We start from the raw sequence: 19497 nt of genomic DNA on the forward strand, positions 1-19497 counted from the left end.
TCGCAAGCACTCGTTAAGCGTTTAGCTGCCCGCTAGTGCTTGCGATTCACGACTATTACAGCTTCCCTATCGAGGGCTATTTAAGTCCAGAAAGGCCATAGTAACTAAGGAGCTGCCTTAGCTCGATATCCTTTTCATGTAAGTGTTCTAATAGCAAAGCATGCTCAGCATATAGCGCGTCAATCTCTAATTGCAGTGCTCTATTGTCGTCCAATAAGTGTCTACGTGCTTCTTGAGTTGTGGCATCAGACACAATAGCCGCTTCATTTTCTGCGATTTGTTGCTGTAATTCTTCTACTGTGTATTCGACATCATGTAGCGCTTGCTCTACAGCTTCTACTGCCAACTTCGCCGCGTAAACTTGCTCACCTTGACCAAAGGCAACAGCAAACGCTTCATAAGTGTCAGTTGCACAACCTTGGGGAAACTGACTACCATCGGCCGCCATACGCAGCGCCCTATCAGGTGTACAAAAACTATCGGTTCCTCTGTTATGGCCCTGGCTATATTGGTTAAAATCAGGCGTTACACCATGTTTTGCACACGCCTTTCTGTGTTTTGAAAGATAATTTTCGGCGCGCCCTTTCGAGCCATCTTCAAAACCTATTGAGTACCAGTCAGCCGACATGCACTCATCCTTATCAAGGGTAGCACACGACGATAACGCTAAAACGCCAAGCAATAAGCCCGATACCGCAGCCATATTTTTCATTAGCAATCTCCATTTATTATTCTGTAGTCCATTACACTACTATTTTGAGTACAACGGCTTAGTCGTTTAAGTATAAAACAAAGGAATTTAGAGTACTATCAACCCATAAGGCTAATTTTATGCAAAAAAAACGTACTTTTGAGAAGCACGCTTTTGATATTATCAACTCTAGATAACCGCTACATTTTCATTGCAGCTTTAACTTTATCTCTGTGACTACGGCTTACTTTAAGCTCAGTATCGTTTTGTAAAATAAGATGATACTCACCACTAATATGGCTCACTAACTTCTTCACGAAACGTATATTGGCAATGGCCGAGCGATGCACTCGCACGAAAAACTGCGGATTGAGTTCTTGTTCCAGCTCTTTCATTGTTTTGCGCATAATATGCATGCCATCAAGCGCATGAACACACATATAGTCACCTGCGGCATCAATCCATTGAATATCTTGTACGTTTACCCGTGTTACCTCGGAACCATCCTTAATGGCTAATACATCTGGATATGGGTTAGTTTCAACTGGCTCGCCATTGGCAAGCTTTCGAAGAATTTCCTCACAGTCGTCACCGGTTAATTCAGCCACCAAGCTGACCAGTTTTTGCGACTGTTCATCTTGGTGCTGAGTAGAGAAATATTCACGTACTTTATCCAGTGCTGCGCCCAAACGCTCATCATCAGCGGGTTTTAGTAAGTAATCTAACGCATGTATATCAAATGCTTTAATTGCGTAGCTGTCATAAGCCGTGACAAAAACAATCATTGGAATAGGTTGTTTTAACTCACGTAACTTATGAATTACTTGGAAGCCATTGAGCCCTGGCATTTGAATATCCAAAAATACTAAGTCTGGTCTGTGTTGAGAGATACTGCTAACGGCTTCTAAACCATTTTGACATTCAGCAAGCACCTGTACATCGTCATGACGTTCCAATCTAGCGCGCAAACCTCTGCGTGCTAAAGGTTCATCATCCACTACAATGGTTTTTATTACTCGCTTTGTCATGTTATACGTCCTTTACTTCGTATGGTATGCGTATTCTTACACGTACACCAGACGGCTGATTGTGTTCAATTGAAAATGCGAAATTACGGTGATACAACGACTGCAGGCGCTCTCTGATGTTGGCAAGACCCACACCATTTTCACGGCTAAGCTGTCCATCTTTAATATCGGCGCCTGGACCGTTATCAGCAACATCCATTAGTAGGTCATTGCCGAAGGTACGCGCAGTAATCGAAATACGGCCGCCATTTTCCATTTTTGAAATCGCGTGTTTTATCGCGTTCTCAATGATGGGTTGCAGTATCATGCTAGGAACTAATGCTCCATCACACTGCTCGTCTATATCCCACACCACTTCTAAACGATCGTCAAAGCGCACTTTTTCGATTTCTAAGTATAGTCTAAGCGCTTTAATTTCTTGACCTAATGGCACGCGTTTTATGGGGTCATTATCCAATGAATAACGCAAGAAGTCGCTTAAACGGGAAACCATCGCTTCGGCAGTATCATTTTCCTTAAGTAATACCAACGTAGATATCGCGTTGAGCGTATTAAACAGGAAATGAGGATTCAGCTGATAACGAAGCATTTTGATATGCGCTTGATGCGCCATGGTGCTGGCTTTAAGCGCATTTTGCTTCTCTTTTTGAAGCATTTGGAAGTTCTTGATGCCAAAGTAAACACCACTCCAACACCCCACCATAATGAGTGAGTTGATAGTATTGGTAAAATACATGTACCACTCGTCAGGACGGTAGCCGTGTTTATAAATTTCCCAATAATTGATGTTCTTAACTACTGCCCAAAGTAAGGCAATTAAATAACATGAAATGATAACGATGATTATCATATTCAGTGGCGACTGCTTACGCGCCCAGCGATAAACGTACCGCAACGGAATGGTTAGCAACCACCCTGCATATGCATTGAGTAATATGATAAAGACCCAAATAGGCCGAACGTCGTGAAGAAACGACCCGATATAATAAATGATCGCGAACCCTGCCCAGCCTGCACTGTGCAAAGTCCAAAACAAACGTTCATTACTTTCGATTACACGCTGAAAGCGACTCACAAAATTACCAATTTAGAAACTTATATAGATGATTATACGCAAGCAATGATATCCCCATAGCGCCTTGGTCGTGCATGCTATGCGACTGGTCGCAGGTAAATGACAATCTTTGTCATTTACCTGCGAGATATTACGAGGGCGTATTGACCTAGTAGCTAATATTTAGTCGCTTGAGCCAATGAACCCACCACCATGCAGGGCCGACTAACAGAAACCGTAAATCCTCAAAAAATGACGGTTTTTTCCCTTCTATCTTGTGACCGATGAATTGCAGAATCCACATTACAACAAATAAAGTCAAACAGAACTTCCACACCGAAATGTTTAGCCACACTAATAAGTTAACACCGCCAAAACAGGCAAGAGTTAATAGGGTCATGGCAGCGCCAATAGGACCAGACAGTGAAAAGTAATAATACAATACAGGTACGGCGAGAATGTGTGCCCATGTCACTGAAAACTGTGCAATAAAATCAGGTACCGGCACGCTCCACAAAAGGCCTAATGTAACGAAATAAATGCTTGGTACCGCGATAGCATGAATGAGTACATTTGTTTTATTTTGATGGCTTTCACCGTATTGCAGCAGTAGTCGTTCGATACTTCTCATAAATCACTCCCCATTTCTGTCTGTTTTTATTTTAAGTTACAGGGTGCTCGTGAATTAACACGAAGCAAAAAAGCAAATTCATCTGTGCTTAGCTTATTAACGTATGCCGTGAAAGTAACGTGTTCACAAGTTTTTCGTCACAATCAAAAGCAAGACCGTAGTACACGATATCTTTCTCAAGCTTATGATTTTTTACCTTAGCTTGTAGCGACACTTCTTCTGAATCTAGTGCATAGTTAAGAAAAACCTTTGACTCATCTATCATGATTTCCCAGTTTGGCTTTACCTGAAGCGCAACTTTACAACCTTTAGGTGATATATCGACAATTATGCCCGACACAGTTTCATCATCAGGGTAAACCTCTGACTTTAATGATACGGAAATACCCAACTGCACCCTTTTCGCTGAGCGAAGGCCAATGCTTTCAATACGGCGAGGAAACGTCGTCACTAGCAGACCAGACGGCTTAGACATCAGTTTTAGTACTTTTACACGAAACGCAATCACCTGCCCGGTGTCACCTTCTAATACAGAGCGCACTACTACATCATTACCAACAGTCAGCGCATCTCGAACAGTGATCCACTTCGCAGAATTAGGAATGTGAAACAACAAACATTCGTCCACTAGCATGCCAACGTACTCTGTTTTTACTCGTTTCGGTGCAGCTGGCATGGCTATCTGCAAGTCAACTACATCACCCGGGTCAAGGGTTTTAAGGGATGCTAGACCTTCAGAACTTATCAGTTTACTTTGCATCTGCTCAGGCATTTTATGACTATTTTTCTTACGTTTATACGATATAACACCAATGTAACCTGTTTTACGGTGAGTGACAAAATGTTCATAGACCTAGGTTGATGTGCATCATGGTTAATTGATTTAAGACGGTGCTAATACATTGTATAGTATGGGTAATCAGTATTATCCACACGTAAAGGTTGTTTTATGGCCTCTTCAACATTGCATTACGCCCTCTCGCTTTCAAATTGGCGTGCCAATGAGTTTTCTGTAAAGTTAAGCATTCCTGAGCATGACCACAAACTCATTACACTTTCCCTGCCTAGTTGGATACCAGGTAGTTATATGGTCCGTGATTTTGCAAAAAGCGTAGTAACAATTAATGCGACGAATGCAGACACGGCGCTCACTATAGATAAACAGGATAAGCAGACATGGCGAGTCCACACGCAAGGTAAGCCTTGCCAAATTTCCTACGTGATTCACGCAAATGATTTATCTATTCGTTCTGCGTTTATTAATGATGAATACGCATTCATAAATGGCACTAGTGCCTTTTTAAGTGTTGATGAATTACCTAATGCTCCATGCACTTTAGAGGTAATCGTGCCCAAGAGCGATGCTCACCTTGCAAACTGGAAAGCCTACACATCAATGCCGGCAAACGGTGCAATAAGCTCAGATGATGTCGCAACAACATGGTATTTTTGTGCAGAGAATTACTTAGAGTTTATCGACCATCCCATCTATGTTGGCGAAGCTGACACCTATACCTTCACGGTTGACGGTGTTGACTTTACCTTATTATTTTCTGGCGACAATAATATTGATTACGCGCGGATAGCCTGTGATCTCACGCCAATTTGTCGCCACCATCTTAATTTATTTGGTGAGCCACACCCCATAAAAGATTATTTGTTTATGACTTTGCTGGCAGATAATGGCTTTGGCGGACTTGAGCACAAATATTCTACAGCACTCCTTTATCCTCGTTTTGATTTACCTTTAATAGGCGAAAGTGAAACAAAAACGGATGGTTACATTACCTTTTTGAGCCTTTGCAGCCATGAATTTTTTCATACTTGGCATGTAAAGCGCATTAAACCAGAAGTCATGGTTACACCAGATTTATCGCGTGAAACCTATACTAATCAATTGTGGATATACGAAGGTTTCACCAGTTTTTACGACGATGTAACGCTTGCACGAACCGGTGTGATTAGCGATCAAAAATACCTCGACATTGTGGCTCAAAATGTCAGTCGCTTATTACAAAACGAAGGTAGACATAAGCAAAGTGCGGCAGAAAGTAGCTTTGACGCATGGACCAAGTTTTATAAACAGGATGCCAGTGCACCCAACAATATTGTAAGTTACTACACAAAAGGTGGCATTATCGCCCTTGGTTTAGACTTACTCCTTCGAAGTGAAAGTAACGGCGCATATAACATCGACAGCCTGATGAAGCTGATGTGGGAACACTACGGAAAAGGTGAAATTGGTACACCTGACGATGTAATACAAAAACTGTGTAAAACACATTTTGATATAGATGTAAGTCACTATTTAGACGCGGTTGTTTACGGTACACAAGATGTGGCTTTACATGAAATTGTTACTCGAATGGGCGTTGAATACAAAACGCGAGCGCGGGTTTCTGGTGATGATAAAGGTGGATTAACAACGCAAAAACCAATTCACCATCAATTAGGTGCCACACTAAAAGCTGAACAACTTGGTTTAACGGTAATGCAAGTCTTCGAAGGCCTAGCCGCACAGCAGGCCGGCATCTTGGTGAATGATATTATCATTGCGGTTAACCAACATGTAGTAAACGCACAGAAGTTACAGAGGATTCTCGATACCACTAAAGATGATTGCGTGAATGTGACTGTAATACGCGACGGTAGATTATTAACACTAGACTTGCCAATTATACCTGCGCGTCAAGAAATGGCATATTTTGAAATTGTCGATAGTGAAAAGTTGGCACACTGGCTAGCTGTTAACTAGTTATCATCTGGCTTTTGAAAAGGTATAAAGAAAGGGGCTTATATTTAGCCCCTTTCTTTTACGTTTTTCGTATTTTATTACGTAATTTTGCCAATTGGTGAAACGCCTTTTAGCACATAGCGCCCCGTGTTGTACTAGTTTTCAGACGATTCTGGCGAACCTGTAACAACAGTTTGAGGGTCTAAGCGCACTTTGCCTAAGTTAATACGCCAATCTAAGTGCGGCCCAGTTGAACGGCCAGTTGAACCAATGGTTCCAATTTGTTCGCCCTGTTTAACCTTATCACCAACGCTTACGGTGATAGTGTCAAGATGAAGAAAGGTAGAAAACACCGTCATCCCATGATCTAAAATTAAGGTATTACCAGAGTAATAAAGATCATCTGCTAACGTCACAATACCATCAACAGGTGCATATACCGGTGTGCCGGTAGGGCCCGCTATATCAACGCCATAATGCGGCCATTTAGGAACGCCATTTAGTATTCGTTGACTGCCATAAACACCAGAGATCGGACCCGTTGCAGGCCATTCAAAACGCGTAAACAGTGCATCAATGTCAGTATTAGAACTTCGGGCGTTAGCGACATTAATGTTGTCACGTTTAATGCGAGCGGTGACCTCAGCGGGCGGTGTCACCATTTTTTGTTCAAGACCATCAATACGTTGAATATTATATTCACGCTTTTGTAGTGTAAGTGTTCGTGTTATTGCCTCGCCAGTGGGTAATTCAACGCGTAATTGATGCGACAAGGGGGCCTCGCGCTCAAAGCCAATAACAAACTTTCCAGCGCGGTTAGTTTCCACCTTTGCATCATTTAGAAATACCGTGGCACCAGCGGGAACTTGGCCGCGTACAAGTGCTCCCTGTGTTAGTTTACCATTGAGTACCAGTGCGTCTTGAGCAGAATTATCTATAGAGTCACTAGCAAATGCTGCTGGTATACCTACTGCAGTTACTGCAATTACCGCAAAAGAGCCTATACCTAATGTGAATAACGCAGCACCGAACACATTTACAAGATTACGCTTAGCCAAGTTCAACATTACTTTGTCCTTACACTATCCGATGCTACCGTTTAGCCTTTAACTGTCGCGCCTTTTCCTACACCTTCATAAGCGATAACTTGGCAGATACCATCAGGTGTGCGCTTTTTTTGCTCTTGCAACAGGTACTGAGCAAGACATTCTACCGTTGAATCAGTGTCAATCACTTCACAATCAGCTTTTGGCATAAGTAACTCAAAATAGCCTTGTGACGACTCATAGGCAAAGCAATAATAATCAGAAGGCGATGCAACTGTCCCTTGAAGCTGGCGCTTTTGATAGTCAATTTCATCTTCGCGCGTAGCTATGTAGATATCTTCCCACCGCTTTGCCCAGTATGCTTGGCTTTCCATGCACGGCTTACCATCGATAATAATATCAATTTTAGAACGGTGGCCGTGTGCGATGCGCTGGCAATTACCATCGTGCTTTTTAAGCCCGTGAGTATAATGGTAGAACGGCGTATTAATGACTTCTGCACGCAAATTCAACGTAATGTTGTCTACGTTTTCAGGTAAATGTGTAGCAAGTACCTCTTTTAGATACACGCCAACCGATTCCATGTCTATGACATCGCTATACACAAAAGCGTACGCCTCAGCCGGACAATGCAGCATAATGCTGCGCGCGTCTTCACAAGTAAATCTAACTTCAACTTGCTCGCTTACGTCATCGTGAATGACTTCTGCTCCACTGTATTCAGCAGGTACGAGAAGTTTGTGATCAACATATTCGTCTATTAACCGCTTTAGGTTTTTTTTGACGTGACCAAAGTCCTGAACCATGCTCTCTTCGTTGAGCTCACCGTCCAACACCACATCGACAATCCAGCTTTCACCTACCATGCCGCGCTTGGGGCACAGATAAGAGAAATCCATTACTGTCAGATCATTAACAAATAATTGCATAACACCCTTGGAACGAGTTTATATTCTGTTACTAGTATACTTTTTTTATTCACTGCGCGCAGTGATTAGTCCATAGAAGATTGACGATTCAACTGATCTTTTAAATTTGGCGGAATACCACGTATGGTTAAGGTATCCGTTGACGGATCGTAAAATACGCGTTCACCCATCAATTTTCGTTCAAAACTAATTGAAACACCGCCACCTTGCCCAGTAAATTTAGCTAATTGCTTAAGGGCCGCTGGATCTGGTTGAATCTCTTTTTCAAGCGGTACCTCTAATGACTGCGTAAATGAAGAGAAGTTCTCGCTGGTATCTTCATTACTGGGTAAACGATTGGCTAATTCATCAACAGAGAGGCTCTCGCCAGCATCAATTTTTTCTTTGAAGTAGGTTTTTACTTCTTCGCGATGCTGATGTTGCTCTTGAGGATCTAATGACTCACTGGCTAAATATGCGTCTACCGTTGAAATAAGCTGTTTATTTTGCTGCTTAACATCAACTAACTCTTCGCAGCCCACAAACTGCATAAAGAAATCAGACACTTTTCTACCCATACGCCCCTTTATAAAGCTGACGTAGCGCTGTTGTTCTGGTTGAATTTCCCACTGCGTTAAATCAAAGCGAACGGCCAATTGCATTTTCGCTAGGTCCAAGTGCTCTCTTGCAGACAAGTCTAATGAATTGGTCACCTCAACGTGAGAACGTGTGTTAAGCAGTGTAATCATCAGATATTGTGTGGCTAAGTACTCGTACTGACAGAAAATGAGAAAGCCGGTTTCGACTGTCCCTGTATCCGCCAACGTTTTTACAAGGCGCTTGGTTGCTTCGACTGAAAATCCATGAAAAGCGTCTTCGACATTATCGCCTGCCGCTTTGTGGATATCCATGTATTGCTTTAACGCAACAGCAAACTCAGATACATCCTGAGTGCTTTCTTGGGTCGTTTTTTCACCGTCGTCGTTTTCAACTTCGGTGGCACGCGTCACTTCAGTTATAAAATGACCTACCCCTTTACCTGGCTTTGTATTAAAGCTGTGATTAATTTGATGGGCAAGAAGCTCAATTTCAGGCGTAACGGCCAAGCATTTTTCGCGAGGAATTGCCTCTATTTTCTCTTCTTTGTTAACGATTAAACGATGAACAACGAAGTGATGAATCAGTGCACTCATAGATTATCGGGTGTCCTGTTGCTTAAAAAGTGTCAGAAATATCCAAAGATTTGCGGGATTTTAGAATGAATGATTGTACTCACTCAAACAACGATTATAATCATTTTACGAGTAAAACCATTCTTTTTATCAAAGAAATCATAAAAAAGAGGCGTAGCAATGCCCCAAACCAGCCGTTACAGCAACGACGAATTCGAAGCGCTAATGAACAAAGTTATTTTAACACTTGAAGAAGGTGGTGCAAATCGCGACCTTTCACTTATGGTGTTAGGTAATGTCATTACCCATATATTGAATACGCAAGTAAGCCCAGAGAACCGCGAGGCAATGGCCACACAGTTTGCCGATGTTTTGAAAAAAAGCGTCAAGAGCAACTAGGGGTTTCGCATGATACTTGCCGAATCACCTCGTCGCCAGCGTGTGACAAAACTCGTCAATTGGGGCCATTGGTTTGCTTTAGCCAATATCATAATTGCCATTGTGATAGCGTCAATTTTCGTCTTCTCGTCGCCTATGCCTGGTACGGGTGTCGGCACCCTTTACCTTTTAGCTAATTGGTTCGGTCATATCGGCTTTATGACCTTCTTTGGCTTTGTTATTTTTATCTTGCCTTTGTGCTATTTAGTCAGTAACCAAAGAGTCATAAAAGCAAGCGCCTCCATTATCGCTGCAGTGGGATTAGCATTGTTGGCGTTCGATGCCCTGTTGTTCAATCGCACAGGTTTTCACATCAGCTTTTATGCCGCTGACTTGCTTAAAAACCAAGCGCAATCCCAAATTGCAATGGAGAACTGGCAACAGTGGGCGTTTTTGTTCTTGCTATTTATCGTGTGGTTAGGTTTTCAGCTTGTGCTTGCCAATGCAATATGGAAGCGAGTAGAACGATTTTCACGCTATAAAATCGGCATACCGGTCACAACGTTCTTTGTAAGTTGTTTTGTAACCAGTCATGCTATTCATGTATGGGCAGATGCTAAGTTGTACCAGCCAATCATTAAACAAGACAACATGTTTCCATTGTCTTACCCTGCTACAGCAAAAACCACGATGTCTCGTTATGGGTTATTAGACTTAGCCGCCTACGAAGAGCGTAAGCAGCTTCAATTCAACCCAGACATTCACAGCATTACCTACCCTGCGGAACCTGTGTACTGTTCTATAGAAACCAGTAAGAATCTTACTGTGGTTGTGCAAACCGATAGTAGTCCATTACCCGAATTTGCAGATACGTCATTAAATGTTATTGGTGACTATTATTCAACGGCAAGTAGTATTGAGGGGCTGATTACGACCACGTTGTTCGGTGTACCTGAAATATACCAAGACGCGTTGTCTCAAAAACGCCCTGTTCTTTTAGCGTTGCCGCTTGGCTCAGGCATGCCTGTTTCTATTCACAGTGAAGTTGCATTGCCGCTTCCTCAACTGTCAGGCTATATACAACCGCTTACTAATAATCATCAGGGTTTACATATTGCATTTCTTAATGGCGATGACATCAATCGCTATGCGTCAGATGCACTATCTCGAGGGCACGACGTTATTGTAGCAACTGGGTTTTCAAGTGAATTTGGCAAAGGGCACCTTTTAAGTAATTTACCCTTAAAAGCGTCACTTGCGAGCACTGAGGATTTAGCGCCAACAATTCTCAATGCCCTAGGTTGCTCAGCGCCAGCAACGTATTATTCAACTGGCCAAAATTTACTGTCACCTTCTCGTTCATGGCTGGTTAGTACATCTGGTGAGCGTATTGTTGTGTTCCACGACAACAAGCGCACTGATGTATTAAGTAACGGTAGTTATGAGATAAGCGATATGAGAACTGGCAAGAGAAGTAATGACGCATTAAATGTAGATTTACTCTCTCAAGCTATAAAACATCTATCTCGCTTTTCAAAACAAAACTAAAAAATAGGCGCCAACACCGGCGCCTTTTTTATTATCAATTTACGTTACGCGTAACGCGGAATTGCTTTTACCTTCCTGCTTCTATATCACGTATTTCTGCAAGTGTGGCCACTTGATTCACACTATGCTTTTCATCAAGTTCCTTTAACATTTCTTGAGTAATCGAGCCATTAGTTAGGTAAAAGCTGCGGCGCACACCCGCTGCATCTGCCGCCACAATGTCGCGCCAGCTATCACCAATCATTACGCTACGTGCCACGTCAATCTTTAGCTCTTGCTGTGCCTTAATCAACATACCTGGAGCTGGCTTTCTGCAGTCACACGGCCTAGCGAATTGAGCTACACTCCCCTGTTCGTGGTGTGGGCAATGATATACGCGTACTTGGTTTATACCATGTTCGCTAAAATCTTGCTGCACACGCTCCATAAGCAAACAGAAATCTGATTCAGTGTAATAGCCCCGTGCAATACCACTTTGATTAGTGACAATAACGGGAACAAACCCGCTGTCTTGGTAGCGACGGATTAATGCGAAAATGCCTTCTATGTATTGAAAATCTGCATAGTGTCCTACATAGCCGTGATCGACATTAATTACACCGTCACGGTCTAAAAAGAGGGCTTTTTTCATTCTGCTTTCTGCCACAGTTGAATATGAAAATCAGCAGTCACTACACTCAATGCCTCTACAATATCGTCAATGCGACCCTGAGGTAATTTCCAATAGAAAGGGGTCATTTTAATAAGTGCTAGCGCGTGCGCTTTCGATGTAAGGGCAATAGGAAAAGTTAATCTCTCAGACAATACAGTGCGTAAGTTCTCCCTATGCGTATCTTTTGATGCGTGCTTTTTTGGATTATCGTAAATTTGTGACTTTATTTCATACAAATGATCAGCACTAGGGTCGACCGTAAGTAATAAACCATCAGATTTTAGTGCACGTACATATTCGCTGTTGTTTCCCGGAGCAAACACTTGGATCATGACATCTTGTGATGCATCCTCAAGCGGCAAATCAAAACTACTTGCTACAACAAATTGATGTGTCTTGAAGGCCTTTGAAGCTATCTCCACCGCAATTTTCGAAATATCACTACCCGCTCCACTACAGTTATAGCCTAACTGCTTTAGGCCATTAATCACCGTATCAAGATAGCTACCCTCGCCACATCCAGCATCGTAAACCGCAACACGAGAAGCGGTATCATTTGAAGGTATTAGGTGCTGTGCTAGGCGTTGAACAAGCCTATCTTTAAGTGGTTTGTAGGCATTGAGTTCATGAAACTCACGGCGGGCTTTTACCATCGCTTTATCGTCACCAGGCACTTTCGACTTTTTGAACTGCACTGGTAGTAAGTTAACGTACCCGGATTTGGCCTTATCAAAACTGTGATTGTTTTCACATTTTATGGCCTTGCTATGCAAAGAGATAGCCGATTTACACAGTGGGCATAGCCACATAACAATGTCGTCTTTGGTTACCAAAATTTGAGTGTGAGTCTACCAAAAACAAAGCCCTAGTGACAGCTAGGGCTTTAGTCCTTATCTAACCGATAAAGATAACAGTTCCACAGTTAAATGTTGTTATAGTGCTTTTAACGGATGAGCGTCTTCTGTCCAAGGTGAAGTAAAAAAGTGCTCAATGACTTCTTTTGGTACATCGCTCACCGATGGGTATTTCCACTTTGGTTTCATGTCTTTATCAATTAACAAAGCACGCACGCCCTCTTGGAATTCACCGCTTTCACCACAGCGACATGACATATCCGCTTCCATTTTAAAGCATTCAGCCAAACTCATAGACGCACCGCGCTTGCACTGTTCAAATACCAAATGCATGGTTATAGGCGAGCCTTTAGCCAACGTCGCCTGTGCTCTGGATAACCATTTGTCACCTTGCATATCGGCACCCAATATTGCGCTAACAACATCTTCAACATTATCGAAGCGACACAAATCGTCAATAAGCGACATATTAGGCTCAACATTGCCTGCTATTACACTCTCAGGTTTTTCAAGATTGTTGAGCAGCATTGATACGTCGTCAGACAACGCTTGACAATCAGCCCAACTATGCGAAATCAAAGCACGGAGCATAGCTTGCTTTTGATTGCTAGCAACACAGTGGTCAGCTAACCCGACATAACACGCATCACTGGCATTCATTTGCCCGCCAGTTAGCCCAAGAAACACCCCTGACTTTCCGGGTAATCGTGGCAAAAAGTAGCTACCGCCCACATCGGGGTACAGACCAATAGTTATTTCTGGCATTGCTAAACGCGACGTTTCAGTAACAACTCGATGACTGGCACCGCAAAGCAGTCCCATACCACCACCCATTACAATGCCACTGCCCCATACCACAATAGGCTTATCGTAGTTGTGAATGGTATAGTCTAGGGTGTATTCAGTCTTAAAAAAGTCTTCAAGAAATGCTGGGATTTCTCCGTGACTTTCCACCATGGCTTTGTACATCGACACAATATCGCCACCTGCACAAAATGCTTTTTCACCCGCAGCATCTACCACTACAGCGACTATATCGCTTCGACTCTGCCATGCTTGAAGCGCGTCCAGCATGATCTTTGCCATCTCTAAATCAAGTGCATTTAGCGCTTTTTCTTTATTTAATGTTAGTCTTCCAATGGCATATGCTTGGCAAGCGGTCTTTAACTCATCGACGATGACGACTGGCTCCATTTGGCTCATAGGTACTCCTTGATTACAGTACGTTGCGCTCGTCCGCTAATAATCGTCGACCAATGATGACACGCATTATTTCATTAGTGCCTTCAAGAATTTGGTGAACGCGCACGTCTCTGAAGTGACGCTCTAGCGGATACTCCTTTATGTAACCATATCCGCCGTGAAGTTGTAAGGCATCATTGCACACATTAAAGCCAACATCGGTAGCAAAACGTTTCGCCATGGCACAATACGTTGTTTTATCAGCATCATTGTTATCAAGTTTACACGCAGCCATGCGTACCATTTGACGTGCTGCTACCAATTCTGTCGCCATGTCTGCCAACTTAAATTGCAATGCCTGAAAGCCCGCAATTGGCTTACCAAATTGTTCGCGTTCTGTCATATAGGCTCGCGCAGTGTTAAGGGCTTGCTGAGCAGTACCGACAGAACAAGTAGCAATATTGATACGCCCTCCGTCAAGACCTTGCATGGCCATTTTAAAGCCTTGTCCTTCCTCACCTAAACGCCAGCTTTCTTCAACTTGAACATTGTCGAAAGTGATCATACGAGTAGGTTGAGCGTTCCACCCCATTTTCTCTTCGGCTTTACCATATTCGATACCATCTAGATTAGCCGGAACAGCAAATGCTGACACACCGCTAGGGCCATCGCCACCTGTTCGTGCCATCACGACAAGTACGTCGGTACTACCCGCACCAGAGATAAATACTTTTGAACCGTTTAGCACATAGCCTTTATCGTTTTTTGTCGCCTTTGTTTTTAACGACGCGGCATCAGAACCCGCACCAGGCTCGGTTAGACAATATGAAGCAAGCTTGTCACCTGTTACTAACTGATCGCACCACATCGCCTTACAGGATTCACTTCCCCAAGTAGCAATCATCCAGGTTGCCATATTATGTATGGTCAGCATCGCAGTGGTAGTGGTACACCCCATTGATAGCTGTTCAAAAATAATTGATGAGTCTAAACGTGATAGTCCAAGGCCGCCCGCCTCTTCTGGCGCGTATAATCCACAAAAGCCGAGTTCACCCGCTTTCTTAATTGCTTCTACTGGAAAATGGTGTTCGCGATCCCACATTGCTGCGTTTGGCGCAAGTTCTTGCTGCGCGAACTGTCTAGCGGTTTCTTCAAATGCTAATTGATCGTCGGTTAACTCAAAGTTCATAAAGCTTACCTATAGTCTGTTGTATCAATGTAAGTGTTAACACATTACCCAATAGTTACCCCTTACGTAAACGTAAAGGCACTATTTTGTTAAAAACAAGTGTTGAATAACGTAAATATTTTGTGACGTATTGGCGCTTGCAGTGTTTTTAGCGTTGTCACTTTGCGGTTTGATGCCAAAGGTATTTTAAAATTTCATCAGTTATCACTTTGAATAGTGAAACTCTACAACGCGACTGGTAAGCTTATAATACTCCCAATAGACGGCTGTGATATCTTGGAATTTAGAATTGCCATTGTCGAAGACAACGCAACTGCGCGCACTGCCTTGCGTGGCCACCTTATGTCTATTGCCAATTTATCGGTAAGCAGTTTCGCTTCAGGATATGAACTCAAGTCAGCGCTCAAAAAGCAAAATTTTGAGTTATTGCTTATGGACTACCATCTCGGAGCGGGTAAAAGCGGTGTCGAGTGGATCCACACCTTGCGTGAATCTGGTTATATAAAACCAAGTACTGGGATCATTTTTCTTACCTCTGATGGCGCTCCACAGACCATTGGTCGTATTATGGATATTCAGCCTGATGTGCTCCTTATTAAGCCTTACACTATTGCTTCGCTTTCACGGCAAATTAAGCAGTATCTCCAATACAGAGACTACGTTAAGAATGTGTTACACGCACTCGACAACAAAGAGACTGAACGTGCCATCAGTATTATTCATGGAAAAATAAAAGAAGGGGTGCCTACCCGCCTCGTAGCAGATATTAGACGACTATACGCTAGGTTGTTGTTTGAAAATGGTGAACCTCTTCGTTCGTTAAAAATTTACGAAGACGTCCTTACGCATTCCGATAAAGTATTGTGGGCTCAGTGGGGAAAAATTAAGTGCCAATATACGGCTGGTTATTGGTCACAATGCAAAACCCAGTTGGATGAGATGGTCAATTCAAGCTTAGCGCGTGATAAAGCATTCGAATGGTTAGCGTCTTTGTCTTTCGAACAAAGTGCTTTTGATGATGTCGAGAAGTACCTTGATCAAATAAAATTCAGTGAATTAAGTTTACCCGCCGCAAAGCTCAAAAGTATGGCGTTTCAAAAGCAAGACAAAGTCATTGACGCCATTGATTTACTGCAAAAAAAGCGTGCAATGCACAGAAGTGCCAAAGACCAATTTAACGACTTTACTTTTGAACTTGCCGAGTTTTACCTCATGCTGGCAGAAACTGCACCAGAGACCAATAGATCAGAAAGTTTGTCTCAAGCAAGAAAGCTCGTGGGCATCGCGGGTCGAAGCCAAGGTGATCCTCAGGTACTGCAAAAGCGTGACTACCTACTCGCTTATTCTGCCATATTAGATAATGACGTAGATAAAGCCAGCCATTTGTTAGAAGCAGAATATATCGACAATTACTTGCGAACAGAGCCATCCACCCTTGTTGTAGCCGCTAAAGTACATCACGGCTTGGGTGACGAACGAAAAGCCGGTGAACTATTACTTATGGCAAAAGACAAAAATCAAGAGTTACAAGCTATTTCAGAACAAGTAACCAATGACGCGTTAATATTCAGCGGTGGCCAGTCGCTCGGTTTAAATCATGAACAAGCTGTCGCCATTAACGAGACAGGCACGCAACTCTTTTTAGAAGGCGATTTAGACGCTGCAATGAAACACTTTTACGACGCCTATCACTTATCGCCAGAAACCGCGGCTTTTGGACTGAACTTACTACAAAGTATGATTGAGTCAGACACTAGGGTGTATCGCAAATACGACTTAGACCAACTATTCGAAACCCTTCACAATGATGTGTTATCAGCGCCAAACAAAGCGCGTTTGGCGCAGTTATCTGAACTAGCAAGGGTTCAAACACATACCTGATGTCCAGAGCATGTGTTTGTTGCGGTTTTACTTTAATCGAGTTAACAGACTCGACGTATCCCATCTTCCACCACCCAGTTTTTGAACGTCGGCATAGTACTGGTCGACAAGAGCAGTCAGCGCAAGTGTAGAGCCATTTTTTCTAGCTTCATCTAGTGCGATATTAAGGTCTTTTCGCATCCAATCGACAGCAAAACCAAAGTCAAAACTATTATCCAACATTGTAGAAGCGCGATTTTCCATCTGCCATGACTGGGCAGCGCCTTTGCTAATAACATCAATAACAGCATTACAATCAAGGCCTGCCTTTTGCCCAAAATGTAACGCCTCGGCAAGTCCCTGAACAATTCCAGCGATACAGATTTGGTTCATCATTTTAGCTAATTGGCCACTTCCACATGTGCCAAGTAACTGGCTATGACGTGCGTAAATCTGTAATACTGGCTCAGCCTTTTCATAAACATCGCTATCACCACCCACCATGATAGTAAGTTGGCCATTTTGCGCGCCAGCTTGACCTCCAGAGACTGGTGCATCAAGAAATCCTATTTGTTTGGCCATACATAATGCATGTAGTTCTCTTGCCACATCGGCAGAAGCGGTAGTGTGGTCGACTAAAATGGCGCCAGATTTCATAGCCGAAAGGGCACGATTGGCCACTTCACGAACATCATTGTCGTCACCCACGCACATCAAAACAATATCAGCACCCTCTGCAGCTTCTTCAGGCGTGCTGACAGCACGTCCGTTGTATTCGTTAGCCCAATCTTGTGCTTTTTTAAAAGTGCGGTTGTACACCGTGACATTTAAGCCTGCGTTAACTAAATGACCGGCCATTGGGTAGCCCATTACGCCCAACCCAAGAAAACTTACTTTTAAATCTGTCATTCTAAATATACTCTTGTAATTGTCTTATTGATGCAGCATTACGATGTGGTTCGAATGTAACACAAACACCAATAAGCACTAAAGCGCTCTACACAATAACAATAGAAAAAAGGAAACAAACGTGAGTATTTACGAATATGGCATTACGTTAAATGACGGCCGCGACATTTCATTAGACGAGTACAAAGGTAAGGTGCTACTGATCGTAAACACCGCAAGTAAATGTGGCTTTACTCCACAATACGAAGGGCTCGAGGCGCTATACAAAACACACAAAGAAAATGGCTTAGAAATCCTCGGCTTTCCATGTGATCAGTTTGGTCATCAAGAACCCGGAAGTGATGAAGACATTGCGCAGTTCTGCACACTGAATTTTGGTGTAACCTTCCCGTTGTCTAAAAAAATAGACGTTAACGGCCCAGATACCTTGCCACTCTACAATGAACTCAAAGAAAAAGCACCGGGGTTACTTGGCAGTAAGCGTATTAAATGGAATTTCACAAAGTTTTTGGTCGACGCTAACGGTACGGTAGTCAAACGCTACGCGCCAACCGCGAAACCATCCGAAATAGAAAAAGATATAGCGGCTCTTTTGCCGCAATAGCATCTTAAAACGCTACGGGGAGGCATTGGAATGCGTACTACACTACCGAATAGTAACACTCACTTTAACGTCGCATTTTTTAGTACGCGAATGTATGAGCGCCGTGTCTTTGCCCCCCTATTTGAGAAAAAGCATGGGTGCGGAGTTACCTTTAATGTTAACTACTATGAACATGCATTAAACAATGATACCGCGCGATTATGTCATGGCATTGATGTCGTTGTTGTTTTCGTCAACGACGATGTCTGTGCAAGTACTATAAAAGTTTTACACGAATGTGGTGTGAAGCATATTGCGTTGCGCTGTGCCGGTTTTAACAATGTAGATGTTGAACAGGCGCATGAGTGTGGAATTAGTGTAAGTCGTGTGCCAGCTTATAGTCCTGAGACTGTAGCTGAGCATACCCTTGCGTTAATACTGACGTTAAATAGAAAGACTCACAAAGCCTATAATCGCGTTCGGGAGGGAAACTTCGCGCTTGATGGTTTGTTGGGTTTTACACTTCACAATAAGACGGTTGGCGTCATCGGCACCGGCCGAATCGGCAAGGCAGTTATTAGAATACTCAATGGCTTCGGGTGCAAAATACTGTGTTACGATCCTTTTCACGATGACGACATCGTGAACATGGGAGCGCATTACGTTTCCCTTGAAGAACTATTGAATAATAGCAACATCGTTACCCTACACTGCCCTTTAAACAATGACAGCCACCATATAATTAATCCAGCATCACTTTCATTAATGCGCGATGGTGTAATGTTAATCAATACCTCACGAGGCGGACTAATTGATGATAACGCGATAATTAAAGGCCTCAAAAGCGGGAAAATTGGACACTTAGGACTTGATGTTTACGAACGGGAATCAGAACTCTTTTTTGCCGATCACTCTGGCGATATTATTCAAGACGATATATTCCAACGACTGACTACATTTCCCAATGTATTGATCACTGGGCATCAGGGCTTTTTCACTCAAGAAGCACTTAATGAAATTGCCACGGTCACGGTCGGTAACATAATCAACAACGACAATTTAGTGCCTCTAACTTAAC

The 19497-nt window shown here is 43.0% G+C and carries 19 protein-coding genes; 6 read left to right on the forward strand and 13 right to left on the reverse strand.

Features of this window, described 5'->3' with window-relative positions; all coding sequences use genetic code 11:
* Nucleotides 1–76: 76 nt before the first annotated feature.
* The 5 genes from JN178_RS10345 to JN178_RS10365 all read right to left on the reverse strand — a co-directional run bounded on the left by JN178_RS10345 (nt 77) and on the right by JN178_RS10365 (nt 4176).
* Complete coding sequence (locus JN178_RS10345) at nt 77–712, reverse strand: DUF2799 domain-containing protein (protein ID WP_202261493.1); 636 nt, start codon at nt 710–712, stop codon at nt 77–79.
* Nucleotides 713–891: 179 nt separating this feature from the next.
* Nucleotides 892–1719, reverse strand: a complete 828-nt coding sequence (locus JN178_RS10350) for a LytR/AlgR family response regulator transcription factor (protein WP_159624409.1) — start codon at nt 1717–1719, stop codon at nt 892–894.
* Between the two features lies 1 nt (nt 1720).
* On the reverse strand, nt 1721–2794 hold the full coding sequence (locus JN178_RS10355) for a sensor histidine kinase (RefSeq protein ID WP_159624407.1): 1074 nt from the start codon (nt 2792–2794) through the stop codon (nt 1721–1723).
* A 148-nt stretch (nt 2795–2942) separates the two neighbouring features.
* Entirely contained in the window at nt 2943–3404 is a 462-nt protein-coding gene (locus JN178_RS10360) for an Mpo1 family 2-hydroxy fatty acid dioxygenase (protein WP_202261495.1), read from the reverse strand.
* A gap of 88 nt (nt 3405–3492) precedes the next feature.
* Entirely contained in the window at nt 3493–4176 is a 684-nt protein-coding gene (locus JN178_RS10365; RefSeq protein WP_202261497.1) for a PilZ domain-containing protein, read from the reverse strand.
* Between the two features lie 177 nt (nt 4177–4353).
* Between JN178_RS10365 and JN178_RS10370 the strand changes: the two genes are divergently transcribed.
* Nucleotides 4354–6159: a M61 family metallopeptidase gene (locus tag JN178_RS10370; RefSeq protein ID WP_202261498.1), complete on the forward strand. Its 1806-nt coding sequence runs from the start codon at nt 4354–4356 to the stop codon at nt 6157–6159.
* A gap of 134 nt (nt 6160–6293) precedes the next feature.
* Here JN178_RS10370 and JN178_RS10375 read toward each other — a convergent pair whose 3' ends face one another.
* From JN178_RS10375 to yejK, 3 genes are all read right to left on the reverse strand, one after another.
* Nucleotides 6294–7205, reverse strand: a complete 912-nt coding sequence (locus JN178_RS10375) for a M23 family metallopeptidase (protein WP_202261499.1) — start codon at nt 7203–7205, stop codon at nt 6294–6296.
* A gap of 32 nt (nt 7206–7237) precedes the next feature.
* A complete protein-coding gene (locus JN178_RS10380) occupies nt 7238–8113 on the reverse strand; it encodes a 6-carboxytetrahydropterin synthase (protein ID WP_159624398.1) in 876 nt (291 codons plus the stop codon).
* Between the two features lie 65 nt (nt 8114–8178).
* Nucleotides 8179–9285, reverse strand: a complete 1107-nt coding sequence (yejK, locus tag JN178_RS10385; RefSeq protein ID WP_202261500.1) for a nucleoid-associated protein YejK — start codon at nt 9283–9285, stop codon at nt 8179–8181.
* A 159-nt stretch (nt 9286–9444) separates the two neighbouring features.
* On the opposite strand from yejK, the gene JN178_RS10390 reads away from it, so the two are divergent.
* Both JN178_RS10390 and JN178_RS10395 read left to right on the forward strand, forming a co-directional pair.
* Nucleotides 9445–9663 carry a DUF1414 domain-containing protein gene (locus JN178_RS10390; protein WP_202261501.1) on the forward strand — a complete coding sequence of 73 codons (219 nt, stop codon included), beginning with the start codon at nt 9445–9447 and terminating at the stop codon, nt 9661–9663.
* A gap of 9 nt (nt 9664–9672) precedes the next feature.
* Nucleotides 9673–11190, forward strand: coding sequence for a DUF3413 domain-containing protein (locus tag JN178_RS10395; RefSeq protein ID WP_202261502.1), 1518 nt, complete (start codon nt 9673–9675; stop codon nt 11188–11190).
* A gap of 67 nt (nt 11191–11257) precedes the next feature.
* Here the strand turns inward: JN178_RS10395 and JN178_RS10400 are convergent, their stop codons facing one another.
* The 4 genes from JN178_RS10400 to JN178_RS10415 all read right to left on the reverse strand — a co-directional run bounded on the left by JN178_RS10400 (nt 11258) and on the right by JN178_RS10415 (nt 15067).
* Nucleotides 11258–11821 carry a D-glycero-alpha-D-manno-heptose-1,7-bisphosphate 7-phosphatase gene (locus JN178_RS10400; protein ID WP_202261503.1) on the reverse strand — a complete coding sequence of 188 codons (564 nt, stop codon included), beginning with the start codon at nt 11819–11821 and terminating at the stop codon, nt 11258–11260.
* Nucleotides 11818–12651: a putative RNA methyltransferase gene (locus JN178_RS10405; protein WP_202261504.1), complete on the reverse strand. Its 834-nt coding sequence runs from the start codon at nt 12649–12651 to the stop codon at nt 11818–11820. The genes JN178_RS10400 and JN178_RS10405 overlap by 4 nt, the downstream gene beginning before the upstream one ends.
* A 123-nt stretch (nt 12652–12774) precedes the next feature.
* Nucleotides 12775–13899, reverse strand: a complete 1125-nt coding sequence (locus tag JN178_RS10410; protein WP_202261505.1) for an enoyl-CoA hydratase/isomerase family protein — start codon at nt 13897–13899, stop codon at nt 12775–12777.
* 13 nt (nt 13900–13912) lie between these two features.
* Complete coding sequence (locus JN178_RS10415) at nt 13913–15067, reverse strand: acyl-CoA dehydrogenase family protein (protein ID WP_202261506.1); 1155 nt, start codon at nt 15065–15067, stop codon at nt 13913–13915.
* A gap of 342 nt (nt 15068–15409) precedes the next feature.
* On the opposite strand from JN178_RS10415, the gene JN178_RS10420 reads away from it, so the two are divergent.
* Nucleotides 15410–16948, forward strand: a complete 1539-nt coding sequence (locus JN178_RS10420; RefSeq protein ID WP_332460856.1) for a response regulator — start codon at nt 15410–15412, stop codon at nt 16946–16948.
* A 27-nt stretch (nt 16949–16975) separates the two neighbouring features.
* Here the strand turns inward: JN178_RS10420 and JN178_RS10425 are convergent, their stop codons facing one another.
* Nucleotides 16976–17836, reverse strand: coding sequence for an NAD(P)-dependent oxidoreductase (locus JN178_RS10425; RefSeq protein ID WP_202261510.1), 861 nt, complete (start codon nt 17834–17836; stop codon nt 16976–16978).
* A 121-nt stretch (nt 17837–17957) separates the two neighbouring features.
* Here JN178_RS10425 and JN178_RS10430 point away from each other — a divergent pair, with 121 nt between their 5' ends.
* Together JN178_RS10430 and JN178_RS10435 are read left to right on the forward strand one after the other, a co-directional pair.
* Complete coding sequence (locus tag JN178_RS10430; RefSeq protein ID WP_202261512.1) at nt 17958–18440, forward strand: glutathione peroxidase; 483 nt, start codon at nt 17958–17960, stop codon at nt 18438–18440.
* A 30-nt stretch (nt 18441–18470) separates the two neighbouring features.
* Complete coding sequence (locus JN178_RS10435; RefSeq protein ID WP_202261514.1) at nt 18471–19496, forward strand: 2-hydroxyacid dehydrogenase; 1026 nt, start codon at nt 18471–18473, stop codon at nt 19494–19496.
* Nucleotide 19497: the final 1 nt, after the last annotated feature.

It is taken from the genome of Alteromonas sp. KC3, assembly GCF_016756315.1.
Taxonomy (GTDB): domain Bacteria; phylum Pseudomonadota; class Gammaproteobacteria; order Enterobacterales; family Alteromonadaceae; genus Alteromonas.

Coding starts and splice junctions, on each gene's coding strand:
- JN178_RS10405 (WP_202261504.1), bottom strand. CDS start 12,651: ATGTGGCTATGCCCACTGTGTAAATCGGCTATCTCTTTGCATAGCAAG.
- JN178_RS10370 (WP_202261498.1), top strand. CDS start 4,354: ATGGCCTCTTCAACATTGCATTACGCCCTCTCGCTTTCAAATTGGCGT.
- JN178_RS10400 (WP_202261503.1), bottom strand. CDS start 11,821: ATGAAAAAAGCCCTCTTTTTAGACCGTGACGGTGTAATTAATGTCGAT.
- JN178_RS10345 (WP_202261493.1), bottom strand. CDS start 712: ATGAAAAATATGGCTGCGGTATCGGGCTTATTGCTTGGCGTTTTAGCG.
- JN178_RS10410 (WP_202261505.1), bottom strand. CDS start 13,899: ATGAGCCAAATGGAGCCAGTCGTCATCGTCGATGAGTTAAAGACCGCT.
- JN178_RS10425 (WP_202261510.1), bottom strand. CDS start 17,836: ATGACAGATTTAAAAGTAAGTTTTCTTGGGTTGGGCGTAATGGGCTAC.
- JN178_RS10380 (WP_159624398.1), bottom strand. CDS start 8,113: ATGCAATTATTTGTTAATGATCTGACAGTAATGGATTTCTCTTATCTG.
- JN178_RS10395 (WP_202261502.1), top strand. CDS start 9,673: ATGATACTTGCCGAATCACCTCGTCGCCAGCGTGTGACAAAACTCGTC.
- JN178_RS10420 (WP_332460856.1), top strand. CDS start 15,410: ATGTCTATTGCCAATTTATCGGTAAGCAGTTTCGCTTCAGGATATGAA.
- yejK (WP_202261500.1), bottom strand. CDS start 9,285: ATGAGTGCACTGATTCATCACTTCGTTGTTCATCGTTTAATCGTTAAC.
- JN178_RS10435 (WP_202261514.1), top strand. CDS start 18,471: ATGCGTACTACACTACCGAATAGTAACACTCACTTTAACGTCGCATTT.
- JN178_RS10415 (WP_202261506.1), bottom strand. CDS start 15,067: ATGAACTTTGAGTTAACCGACGATCAATTAGCATTTGAAGAAACCGCT.
- JN178_RS10390 (WP_202261501.1), top strand. CDS start 9,445: ATGCCCCAAACCAGCCGTTACAGCAACGACGAATTCGAAGCGCTAATG.
- JN178_RS10360 (WP_202261495.1), bottom strand. CDS start 3,404: ATGAGAAGTATCGAACGACTACTGCTGCAATACGGTGAAAGCCATCAA.
- JN178_RS10365 (WP_202261497.1), bottom strand. CDS start 4,176: ATGCCTGAGCAGATGCAAAGTAAACTGATAAGTTCTGAAGGTCTAGCA.
- JN178_RS10350 (WP_159624409.1), bottom strand. CDS start 1,719: ATGACAAAGCGAGTAATAAAAACCATTGTAGTGGATGATGAACCTTTA.
- JN178_RS10375 (WP_202261499.1), bottom strand. CDS start 7,205: ATGTTGAACTTGGCTAAGCGTAATCTTGTAAATGTGTTCGGTGCTGCG.